Origin of the sequence: Gimesia sp., from assembly GCF_040219335.1 — a bacterium.
Taxonomy (GTDB): domain Bacteria; phylum Planctomycetota; class Planctomycetia; order Planctomycetales; family Planctomycetaceae; genus Gimesia.
The window spans coordinates 251,864-263,098 of sequence record NZ_JAVJSQ010000005.1 but is presented as its reverse complement, the minus strand read 5'-3'; the positions used below and the strand labels follow the sequence as shown (position 1 = coordinate 263,098).

Below are 11,235 nucleotides of genomic sequence, written 5' to 3'. Positions count from 1 at the left end.
GCAAGAATTGCGATTTAATGATTTAAGCTGGCGACGATGGGCCGGGCCATATTTGGAAACCAGCGAAATAACCGCAGCCCAACGTTGATTGCTGCTGGAGAGCGTAAAAGCTGAGACAGATAGCGGCACCAGTGTGAGCGTCCCTCAGTCAAAGTCTGATGCGTGTGCAACCACTGCTGTTCGAGAGATTGATCCCAGTCCTGCAATCCGTTCGACGCGATATGCACAGCAGCAATCCCTTCTGATATCGCATTTGACATCCCTTCTCCGGTAAATGGCTCCAGATATCCGGCAGCATCACCCACCAGTAACAGCCGATGGGAGGCAGGCCTCACCGTTTTCCTGGTCAAGGGAATTGTCCCTTTGAGATTCATACTTCTCATCACCGGAGGAACAGGAAACCCTGACTCTTCCATGATATTGAGAACTGCGGCAGTTGGACTCTGCTGTTGTTTCATAAATTTACGATCAATGGCAGAGGCCACATTCAGTTGCCCCGCTTCTACACGTGCCAGCCCCACATAGCCATGCCTGTGAATTGCCATATGAATCGTGCCCGCAGGATAATCTGAGATTTGATCACCGGGCAAGATGACTCCTGCACCAATTCGAGAATCTTGAGAAATCTTACTTTCGAACTCTCCGCATTGTTTCAGGCTGGGATGACCAAGTCCATCCGCCACTAATACAACTCTCGCTCGGGCCACACCACATAATGCTCCCTGCTGAAATAAATCAACTTTGCGAGTTAGACCAGGAATTGCATCATTACATACCAGTGCCTTCGTCTCAGCAAGAAAACTCACTCCCGACTTCTGAGCCATTCGAACCAGTTGCAGGTCCAATGCGAAACGGGAGACTGCCAGTCCTCCGGGCAGGGGAATTCTTAAGGCCCGTCCCTGGTAACGCATTTCAAACTGATCCAGAGGAACGGCATCGAGTTCATCGAGGGCTGCTGCCAAACCTGCTTCCTGCAACGCATTCACAGCTCTCTGATTGAGACAACCACCACAGACTTTGTAACGTGGAAATACTTTTTTTTCGACGAGAAGTGTTTTGAGTCCTGCCCTGGCTGCCTGATGAGCCGCTACAGTACCCGCAGGTCCGGCACCAATAATAAGAATATCCCACTCTTGCCTGCTCGCATCCGCGATACTGATTGACTTTAGAGCAGTCATACCCGACTCCACTCCAGCAGAAATCTTTGAGGCCAGTGTCGGGAAATGTGAATCTGGTTTAAGCCCGCCTGTCGGGCCAACTGTTCTGTCTCGTCAATTGAAAAGGCCGCCGCGACGGAAACAGGACCATCCGTGTGTACAATTGGCGAACGCGTTAATAAACGACAGCCACACCAGGCCAGCCAGTACCCCAGTCGGGTTCTGCGCAGATCATTAATCAACAATAAATGCCTTGTTGACTCTGACATCCATTGCATAAGCTGTACCGCCTGGAGTTCATCAAGATGATGCAGAAATAGAGAACACATCACAAGATCGTATTTACGTTCTGCAGGTTCCTGGAAAATATCACTCTGGAAAAAATGGATCTTCTCCAATCCTTTCTGTTGAGCCCTTTCGGTCGCATGGCTGACGGCATATTCGCTGATATCACACCCGGAGATTTCAATATTCAGTCCCGCCTGCCGGGCGCGTATTGCCAGATCGATGCTGACATCACCCCCTCCGCTGGCAATATCCAGGATCTTCACGGGTCTCTGATCAATTGTCTGAGCCAGCTTTGACAGAGGTCCCCAGAAGATGGAACTACTGCGGCTGAACCAGTTAACGCGACTCAAGCCTGTAAGTGCACTGCCATGCTCAGCATCACTAAGTCCCGGTTGGTCCATCAATTCCGGCTCGCGTTGCCGAATCTGTAAATTCATAATCCCTCTGAATTTCTGACGCGCTTACAATCGCGTTTCCGTGTGACTCTTCATGAATATAAAAATACTACTATTTTAATAGTATTTAATTGAGATGGATCTTCGTTAAACCTTATTGTTCTGTCAAGATAAGTCTGATCCTGACTGGTTTATCTGTTGTCCAGTTATTATAGAAAACCAGAGTGGAATCGGTATCAGTAAAGTTCAATTATCACAATTCAGTGTGAGTAACGTTTCTGATTCAGTTCGTTAATGATTCGTCGAACTTCTCACTATACATCCATCTCTGCATTGTCTATTTTAAGATGAATCTTACATTTTCAATCCGATATACTGATATCGCATCCTGACGACAGGCAGATCTTTCCATATGTCTTCCTTTCCGACATTTCTCGAATCGCTGTTTGATGATGGACATGTTCTGGTTCCAGAAATCGAACCACTTCAAGAAGAGGAACTCCTGGATGCGAGAGAAGTCATCAGCAATTTTGAGAAACTGTATCGACTGGAATTGCCTCGAGAGATCCCCTCCCTTGATATCACCCTGGCTGAACAAGCCGCAGTATTATTTTATCGTGCCTGTCAATTCGTCGTTCTGCGCAATGCGCCTTCTCAGCAGCTCGATGAAAAATTAAACGTGATACAGAATTTCCCTGATACACCTGAGTCTCATTATGCAGTCGATCTGGTATTCCGGTTCCTGCCTGATCTGTTTCGCCTTTCAAAATCAATGATGGAAAATGACCCGCTACTGAAACATCTGAATGACTGGGCGAACCGCTGGCCTTTATCGTCTATCGGAATAAAAGAGATTGCTGTGCCATTCCCGATTGAGGGTTTCGTAGATTGTCCCGGACTGCTCCGACTTTATTGCGACCGCATCCTGGCAAGAAACGATGTCTCACGCCTGGCTGACCCTCGCGTCAGAACACTTGTTGAGGCATCCTGGGGAATGTATCCTGAACTTGCGCCCAATATCCACAATCACATCCAACATGAAATAAAACAGCAAGATGGACCAGACAACTGAGCCGCAGACTGAAGAGTTGGCACTCAGCCAAAAGCTGAAAGATACGATTCTATCCCCCATGAAACAAACATTTGTGGGTAAAGATGAAATCATTGATCTGCTCGGCATCTGCCTGGTAGCACGTGAGAACCTTTTTTTGCTGGGCCCCCCCGGAACTGCTAAAAGTGCGCTGGTGCAGGATTTATCTCGACGGATTGAAGGCAATATCTTTGACTATCTCCTCACTCGATTTACCGAACCCAACGAGATTTTCGGACCTTTTGATATTCGCAAACTCCGTGAAGGTGAATTGATCACCAATACTGAGGGGATGTTGCCGGAGGCCACTTTTGTATTCCTGGATGAGTTGCTCAATGCCAATAGCGCAATTCTGAACAGTCTGTTGATGGTACTCAATGAACGTGTCTTCCGAAGGGGACGTGAAACGAGGGCACTGCCGACCCTGATGGTAGTCGGAGCCAGTAATCACCTGCCCGAGGATAGTGCACTGGGAGCGTTGTTTGACCGTTTTCTGGTCCGCGTACGTTGTGATAATGTCGAACCCGATCAGTTGTCACAGGTATTGATGGCTGGCTGGAAAATGGACGTCATACGTGAACAGACACAGGGGACCATCTCCATTGACGAGATTCGCAGCTTGCAATACAGCCTCGCGCAGGCAGACTTCAGTCAGGTCCAGTCTGATTATGTCGCGTTGATTCATCGCATGCGGAAAGCAGGAATTGATGTCTCGGACCGCCGCGCTGTTAAACTACAGCGTCTGCTGGCTGCCAGTGCGATTCTGTCCGGAAGACTCAAAGTTAACCGTACCGATTTCTGGATTCTCCGTTCCATCTGGCATACGGAAGAGCAGATTGAAATCCTGGCCTCGCTGGTAAATGATGCCATTGACCAGGCGGATGAAACGGAAAAACAGTCAGGGCATCCACGTTCACGTTCCGCAGACGTTCCTGACCCCGAATTACTGGTTCGTGATATCGAGCAACTGGAACAACGCTGCCATGACGATAGCCTCACAGAGATCGAACGAGCTCAGTTACAGGATCAGGTTACCCTGCTTGCGTCGCGTTGCCAGTGGGTAGAATCGGATCAACAGAAAACGTTTCTTACTGAAAAAATCGATAAACTGCGTGAACAACTGCATTCGCTTTCAGATTAAGTCGGCGATTCGATCAAAATTAGTTCATTCCGGACAGATCAATGACAACACAGTGGGTACTGCGTCTCCCTGCAGAGCAATTGAAATCGCTGAGCTCACTCCGCCTGGAAAAACAGATTCAGGCCAGCGTTCTGGACCAGGAAATCTGGCTCCGTGGTTCAACGCTGGATGAGAACTTAACACGAATACTGCGATCGATTCCCGACAGTGAGCTTTTTGATCTGCAAAAAGACGCTCAACTCATTCCCGCCGGTCGCCATGTTCCCTTGGGCTATCTGCCTGAAACGGAATGGCTGCCACTTCCGGAATGGTTAACCATACAACTGCAGGCTCCCGCCCTGGCTGGAAAGACAGACGACCGTATCTCGTTTGAGCTGGTGCGCAGTCAACAGAATCTGACGGCGAATATATTGCTGACAACGCTTGTCAAATTAAAAAAACTGGTTGATTGCGATTCGCAGATCCGATTAAAACCATTGCAATACGCGGTCGACAGTCAGCAACGGACCATTCTTCGGGGTTCTCCTCTGCCCTCAATTGAAGGATTTTTTTTCTGTGAACTAAAGGGCATCGCTGTCGCTGCAGGATGGGCATGGTCTCCGCAGGTGGATGTCGATGTTCTACAGTCACTGTTCAAGCTTAATCCGGGTGATGTTGTTTTACTTCATGCGGATCAGTCACGCGAGTTGATTCGCGCGGACCAGTTCACTCCATTAACACGTTCCTCTGTCAGATTGACACTTCAGCGGTTTGATAACAATTCGTCCTCTGATCCTGTGTGATTGGGAATACTTATCTTCATGAGTGACTTCAGCAAAGATATTCGCAAATACCTCATCCCTTCCCGGGACGCATTCTGGAAGTGGACTGATGCTGGAGAAGTGATTGCCTGGCAAGATGGAAGTACAATCCTGTTTCGACAGGAACTGGAGAAAATTCTTTCGCACCTTGCTCCGCAGGGGCTGCCTCCATTAGACCTGTTATTGATTCTGCTGGCAGGGATGCGAGATCCGATTCATGACCTGGAACGGCTTGAAGCACAGGTCAAAGATTTCGCCTCGCTTTCCCCTGTCGTTTCCAGAACGGAAGCTCTCTCATCCACTCAGGGAATCCTGGAACGAGGTCTCAGAAAAGTCCAGCAATTGCCTGGTGAACTGCGTTCCCGGACGCAGGGTAAAGCACTCATTGCGGAATGCGTATTTGATTTCTCAAGCCAAAGGACGTCTCCTGAACTGGCACGAGCCATCGTCGAAGAAGTCTCCTCAGGACTGGAAGAGGTCATCTTTGACCCGATATTTGAGAGTATTCAAGGCAACCTCTCCCAGCGATTGACGCTCAAGGAAGTCAGTCATTTCCTCACCGGACTGGAACAGCTTGATGCGGAAAAATTACGGCTGCGCAAGACTATCGGATTGGATGAATTGCCTCTCCCGGATGCGCTGGACATCCCCTTTGCAGATCAGGTACGACAACTCATCGCTGAATTGAAAGAAGATCGGGAACACAGTGGCCTGGCCAGGCTGGCTCAGAACCTCTTAGCAGCAATATCCATTCCCCGGCCAGTTGCAGAGCCGGAAGACCTGGCACATGGCGGTGTTTCTGATATCTGCAATCGTGGTCCCCTTGATCGCTTACTGCTCAGTGAACTCGCCAATGATGACTTAACTTTAACTGTGCGGATCGCAGTGAATGAAGCCCTCTATCTGCGCAGGGAAGCATCACCACATCCACCACAACGGTGCAGGACTTTGCTCATCGACTGTGGAATTCGTACCTGGGGCATTCCGCGTGTCTATCTGGCTGCAGTTTCGATGGCCCTGGCTGCTTCTACTGATCAACAGACTGAATTCAGAGCGTTCCGGGCATTTCAGAAACGACTCGAAACTGTAGACCTGGCGTCTCGTGCAGGGCTTGAAGAACTGCTACAGGCCCTGGACAGCCATCTGCATCCGGCATTCGCTTTACCTGATTTTCTCAAGCAGCTCGAAGAAGTAGAATCCAATTCGGAACCGGTCCTATTAATCACTGAGGATGTCTGGCATGACCCGGAATTTCAGACTGCACTACGAACAGTTGAACTGGACATTCTACACATCGCCACTGTCAAACGAGACGGTCACTTCCAGTTGATCGAGAAAAGTTTACGGGGTAATAAAATCGTATGTGATCTGGAACTTGATCTGGAAAGCCTGTTTGATACGGCTTCTACAACGATTGCCCCCCTCTTAAGACAGGAGGGTTTTGAAGGTTTACCGGCCATCTTTGCCACTCATCCTTTTCCATTGAATCTCGCGTACTCATTCCAGCAGAACAAACAGGTCACCTGGTGGGTTCCCGGTTATGGACAGATTGGTGTTACAGATTCCGGTCTTCTGTTGTACTGGCCCAAATCACATACGGGAGCCCAGTTACTGGCATTTGGAATTCCCCAGTTAAAAGGCAGGAATATCTGCTGGAAAACAGGGATTCCTGATCAGGGAAGAATTTCGCTGCTCACAGGTGACCTTCAGAATTCAGAACTTCAGCTGGTACACATAGACCTGGAACAGAAAAGTGTCACACATACTCCCATTGAGCTGAAGCAGATGGAATTCACCGCGATCTGCGCCCATCACGGCTTCCTGTTTCTGATCAATGAAACATTCAATACCATTATCGCCATCGATCCTGCTACGGGCGAACGCGTTGGTTCCTCACATTATTCTTCTGACTTGATTCTGGCCTGTGACCGTTTTTTCCACACACTCGATCGGAGCCAGTGGCTCGCGCTCTCCTTTGATATATCTCGGGGACAGCCTGTGATGACCGAATTCAATCTGGGAACTGTCAATCCAAACGATGTGGTCACCATTTTTGAACGTGACCCTGATATTGGGCCTGTCTGCATCCTGTGGAAAGGAGGTAAGATCTATTTTCCCGCCCGTGAAGAACTGAAAACGATTCCGATCATGGATTCTGTGAAAGTCGAGTCAGTCTCAAGCGAGGATATCTCCACCGATGGGCAGATTGTTGCGATCAAACTGGACAACACTTTCAGTTGGGACAGATGTGTTCTCAATCTGTATAGCATGCAGGCCGAATTGAAACCTGCCCGGCCAGACATTCAGAAATGGATAGATCAGCCGGCGCACTGGAAGAACTCCGGCCGAAACATTCGCAAAAAGTTTATGGGGATTCTGGTAACGGAATCAGGTGAACTGGTTTTGAAAACGACAAAACAGTCAACATTACGAGTTTCGTATCACCCGGATCTGAAGTATATCATGCTGCAGGGTTCCCGAATCTCATCCAGCGATCAACGACGACTGAAAACCTTTAAACAGGTCAAACATAACAGGGATCTGGGATGTCAATTATCTGTCGCTACATGGGATGATGGTTCACAGGCTTTCCTGGATTCTCGAGGTATGCTGCATCTCAAAAGTGCAGACATCAATATTCCTGAAGTATCTCTCTGCCTGGTAGAGGGTAAAACATCAGGCTGGTGCAATGATGGACGCTTCTGGGGCGATGCATATTTCTGTGGTGAAAACGAATGTTCCAGTCCCCAACCGATCTTTGATGCAGCGATCAAAAAATTCGGAGAGCACCTGAGATGAACACGGCTACCGTCCAGTTACAATATCATCCGAAACCTGTTAGAGAAACGACAGCCTGGTTTCTGCCGGGCAATCGTCCTGAAGCATGGATCAATGAGATCAGCCGATGGGATGTCCCTCAAATGTCGCTCAAGCTGTATTTGATTCCTGAGTCAAATCAGAGCCGGAGGCCATGTGGTCTGCTGGCCGTTTCGGATCAGAAGATTCGGTCACGGCAGGGAGTGCCCTATGGGCAGATGGCATCACGTCTTTATCTACCGGTTGAAGCTTCGCTGCAACCAGTAGTTTCACTACAGGAACTGGAAAACCTGCTGAGCCCCCCTTATACCTGGATCTGGCATCCGGCAGTGGGCTTGGTTGCTTGTGAACAGCAGGATGAATTAACAGTTGCGGATTTTTTTCAGTCCTCTATTTCTCAGAATTCTGACTGGGATTATGCAGTTCCCGGAATAGCAATCTCATCACAGCTGCATACGATCTCCCTGATTCAGTTTCCCAGTCTGGAGACGTTATTTGAAGAGGAAGAAAAAGAGATTGGTTCGGACCAGGATTCTCTGAAGAAGCTTCCTAAAAATCCAGATGAATCTGTGTTCGACAGTCTTCCGAATCCGCTCAAGCTTCCGAATGCACTGTTTGCCAAGGCGATCCTATCATTTACGAGCAAGGTACCTACGCGCAATCAGGGAGCCCCAAACTGGATTAATCATTTGGAGAACTGGGCTGGAAAACAACTTTTTTCTGCGTTCAGGCCGGATCAGTCCAAACGCAACCGAGAGATTAAACGCCTGCTCAACCTGCTGGGTAATAATCCTGATGAAGGACTTAAATATGCACTGCCCATGGGAGGCGATCCCGGTCATCGAGGTGTTGCCCCTCCCGGAGATACCCTCTCCAGGCGTGACCTGAATGTCGATTTCACCAGCATGGGATCGGGAGGAGCCGCTGACTTCTGGGATATTCCTTATGAAACTCAACTGGAATTAATGAACCGCTATCGGGAATTAGCAACCCGGGAAGTCCAACTTGGACGATACAGACGGTCAGCTTACATCTATGCCCACTTGTTGGGAGATTATAGCGCTGCCGCACAAACACTCAAATCTGGTCGCCAGTGGCGCGAGGCTGCCGTTCTTTACAAGGACAAGCTTAACCAACCTCGCTCTGCTGCCGAATGCCTCGTTGAAGGCGGTCTCTGGACTGAAGCAATCGCCGAATATGGAGAACTCAAAGAATATGAAACAGTAGGCGATTTGCATCGAAAATTAGACCAGGAAGAGGAAGCGATTAAAGCATACCGCCGGGCAGCAAATCAACTGCATCAGCAACAGCTTCCGACACAGGCTGCTCGAATATTAGAAGATAAAATCAAAGCCACTGATGAGGCAATCGCAGAACTGGAATCGGGCTGGCCTCATTCTTCGCAGTCCCGACTCTGCCTTGATCATTTGTTCGAAATTTATTCCAGACATGGCTTACATCAGGAGGCTCAAGAAAAAATCGATGAACTATCGGAAACGAATCTTCCCCTCAGTAGTAGACTTCCACTGATTGAATTTCTGGCACAAACACGTTCCACGTACCCCGATCGAATGGTAAATGGACATGCTGAAGAAAAAGCGAGAATCCTGATCTCTCGAAGCCTGAATCATGCCGACCTGACACAACGCCAGGCACTGGTTACGGAACTCGGTAAACTGGTTCCCTCAGACAAACTACTGCAGCGGGATACCGAACGGTATCTTCAACAGAAAAATACATCACGTAAACCTGTTAAACGTAAAAGCCCCGGTAAATCAGTCCAACTGGCTAGAACGATTGAACTGTCCAGTGACGTTGAATGGCAGACAGCAATCACCATTGGTGAAATAATCTATGCAGCAGGAATTAATCCTCAGACCTCTCGACTGGTTCTAGAACGCAGCCTGTGGGACGGCTCTCACGTCCCCTCCCGCCTGAGTTGGTCACTGAATCCAGGTGAAACTCACGATTTCCCCATCCTGTTGATTCCTAAAACCACTTCTCCGGAACACCAGCTTTATATGAGAGTCCTGACAGCCCGCGATCAGTTCCAGTCCCAGGCTTTATCAGAGTCGGACCACTTTCCCTGCAGATTGACAGCAGGTGATTTCAACGGATTACCACATATTATTCTGGGGGCGACAGCAGGTTCACTTGATGGAATCTCCTGGAACCTGGCCATTCAAAGAGATCTTCTGCTGACAAGTACCTATAATAGAGAAAACCATTTGATCTCCAGTCATTCAATCCCACTACCCCTGGATCTTGAGCTTGAGGAGGGGGCAATTCAATTTCCGATCCCCTGTCTAGAACGACGAAACAAGCTGTATATTGGGGTAGGCTCATATCTGGGAATTGTTGATCCCCAGGGGGCTGAATTTGATAATTTTCATCGACGAATTCGCTCGATGACTGCGTCTTATCCAAATACCCAAATTCGGATCGCGCTGACATTTGATCAGGGGGGCACCTTAATCTGGGACGGATTTGGATCAGATACGACATTCAACTTCGGAGAAGGTCTGGATAATCCCTGTACTGCTTTTCAACGAAATGGAAACCTGATCGTTGCTGGCAGTAATGCTCTGGAGATCTATAAGACTCAGCAAAGACAATTGCAACTCATTAACGATGTCAATCTCAATAATACAGATCCCATCGCCGTTCTCTCAGGAAACCACAATCAGGAGTTTGCACTGCTATATCAGACTGGTCTGCTTTCTATTTACCAAGCAGATCAATAAACCACAGCATTACTGCTAAACAATAATTGAAGGATTATGAGACAACAGCTTCCTGTTCCTCAGATCGTTTCTGGTCATCCACGGCTTTGTGGTGTTCCCAGTTCCCAGCGGCACCACGTCGACGCTCATCAAGGTTTTTCAATACACTTGCCTTGCCATACAACAACACCTGATCGTTTACTTCAAGTTGCGTATCGCCGCGCGGCGCACCTATATAGGACGCATCCTCTTTTTCAATCCCGAGAACAAGAACACCTTCATCATTAAGCTTCAACTCGTTTAAACTCGACTCGGCCAGCCAGTCGTTCGCGTTCACATTCAGTTCCACGACGATGTATTCCCCAGTCAGGTGTAACAGACCGGCGTAGTCTCGAATTTCCAGATCAGTCCATCGCTGTAGCGCGCGTTGAATAAATTCAGACATACGGTGGTCAACCCAGTCGCTATAAGACAGTACCCAAAGTGCCGAGAGACCGACAGCGAGCAAGGCAATTCGAAGCCATAGTCCACCGCTGGATTCGGCTCCGACAAACGAGACAATCAAAGAAGAAATTGCTGTAACGATTCCCGCGTTTCCCAGAATCATTAACGTCATAATGATTTTTCGGCGAACCGGGTGTCGCATTACTTTTTCAGTTTCACTGGTCGTAAAACCAGTACTGGTAAATGCAGATCTGGCCTGGAAGCGAGCTAACTGGTTTGAGAGCCCGGTCAGTGATAACGCAACCGTTGCCACTCTGACAACAATAATTGAAACCACCACGATTACGATCAGTGAAACAATGGCAAACATAATTCCTCAT

8 protein-coding genes are annotated in these 11,235 nt (G+C 48.5%); 5 read left to right on the top strand and 3 right to left on the bottom strand.

Features of this window, described 5'->3' with window-relative positions:
- Positions 1–14 precede the first annotated feature (14 nt).
- Complete coding sequence (locus RID21_RS05075) at positions 15–1,178, bottom strand: NAD(P)/FAD-dependent oxidoreductase (protein WP_350187474.1); 1,164 nt, start codon at positions 1,176–1,178, stop codon at positions 15–17.
- On the bottom strand, positions 1,175–1,882 hold the full coding sequence (locus tag RID21_RS05070) for a methyltransferase domain-containing protein (RefSeq protein ID WP_350187473.1): 708 nt from the start codon (positions 1,880–1,882) through the stop codon (positions 1,175–1,177). The genes RID21_RS05075 and RID21_RS05070 overlap by 4 nt, the downstream gene beginning before the upstream one ends.
- A 370-nt stretch (positions 1,883–2,252) precedes the next feature.
- Between RID21_RS05070 and RID21_RS05065 the strand changes: the two genes are divergently transcribed.
- Genes RID21_RS05065 through RID21_RS05045 form a run of 5 tightly spaced genes read left to right on the top strand, consistent with a single transcriptional unit; the run spans position 2,253 to position 10,432 of the window.
- Positions 2,253–2,912, top strand: coding sequence for a conflict system bpX4 domain-containing protein (locus RID21_RS05065; protein WP_350187471.1), 660 nt, complete (start codon positions 2,253–2,255; stop codon positions 2,910–2,912).
- Positions 2,896–4,071, top strand: coding sequence for an AAA family ATPase (locus RID21_RS05060; protein WP_350187470.1), 1,176 nt, complete (start codon positions 2,896–2,898; stop codon positions 4,069–4,071). The genes RID21_RS05065 and RID21_RS05060 overlap by 17 nt, the downstream gene beginning before the upstream one ends.
- 41 nt (positions 4,072–4,112) lie before the next feature.
- Positions 4,113–4,853, top strand: a complete 741-nt coding sequence (locus tag RID21_RS05055) for a hypothetical protein (protein WP_350187469.1) — start codon at positions 4,113–4,115, stop codon at positions 4,851–4,853.
- A gap of 18 nt (positions 4,854–4,871) precedes the next feature.
- Positions 4,872–7,670 carry a hypothetical protein gene (locus RID21_RS05050; RefSeq protein WP_350187468.1) on the top strand — a complete coding sequence of 933 codons (2,799 nt, stop codon included), beginning with the start codon at positions 4,872–4,874 and terminating at the stop codon, positions 7,668–7,670.
- On the top strand, positions 7,667–10,432 hold the full coding sequence (locus tag RID21_RS05045; protein WP_350187467.1) for a bpX3 domain-containing protein: 2,766 nt from the start codon (positions 7,667–7,669) through the stop codon (positions 10,430–10,432). The genes RID21_RS05050 and RID21_RS05045 overlap by 4 nt, the downstream gene beginning before the upstream one ends.
- Before the next feature lie 34 nt (positions 10,433–10,466).
- Here RID21_RS05045 and RID21_RS05040 read toward each other — a convergent pair whose 3' ends face one another.
- The gene (locus tag RID21_RS05040; RefSeq protein WP_350187465.1) at positions 10,467–11,225 is read right to left on the bottom strand and encodes a TrkA C-terminal domain-containing protein; all 759 of its coding nucleotides are present in this window, start codon (positions 11,223–11,225) and stop codon (positions 10,467–10,469) included.
- Positions 11,226–11,235 lie beyond the last annotated feature (10 nt).

What these genes read in the sequence shown, in the direction of transcription:
- RID21_RS05045 (WP_350187467.1), top strand. Translation starts at nt 7,667, where the DNA reads ATGAACACGGCTACCGTCCAGTTACAATATCATCCGAAACCTGTTAGA.
- RID21_RS05070 (WP_350187473.1), bottom strand. Translation starts at nt 1,882, where the DNA reads ATGAATTTACAGATTCGGCAACGCGAGCCGGAATTGATGGACCAACCG.
- RID21_RS05065 (WP_350187471.1), top strand. Translation starts at nt 2,253, where the DNA reads ATGTCTTCCTTTCCGACATTTCTCGAATCGCTGTTTGATGATGGACAT.
- RID21_RS05060 (WP_350187470.1), top strand. Translation starts at nt 2,896, where the DNA reads ATGGACCAGACAACTGAGCCGCAGACTGAAGAGTTGGCACTCAGCCAA.
- RID21_RS05040 (WP_350187465.1), bottom strand. Translation starts at nt 11,225, where the DNA reads ATGTTTGCCATTGTTTCACTGATCGTAATCGTGGTGGTTTCAATTATT.
- RID21_RS05075 (WP_350187474.1), bottom strand. Translation starts at nt 1,178, where the DNA reads ATGACTGCTCTAAAGTCAATCAGTATCGCGGATGCGAGCAGGCAAGAG.
- RID21_RS05050 (WP_350187468.1), top strand. Translation starts at nt 4,872, where the DNA reads ATGAGTGACTTCAGCAAAGATATTCGCAAATACCTCATCCCTTCCCGG.
- RID21_RS05055 (WP_350187469.1), top strand. Translation starts at nt 4,113, where the DNA reads ATGACAACACAGTGGGTACTGCGTCTCCCTGCAGAGCAATTGAAATCG.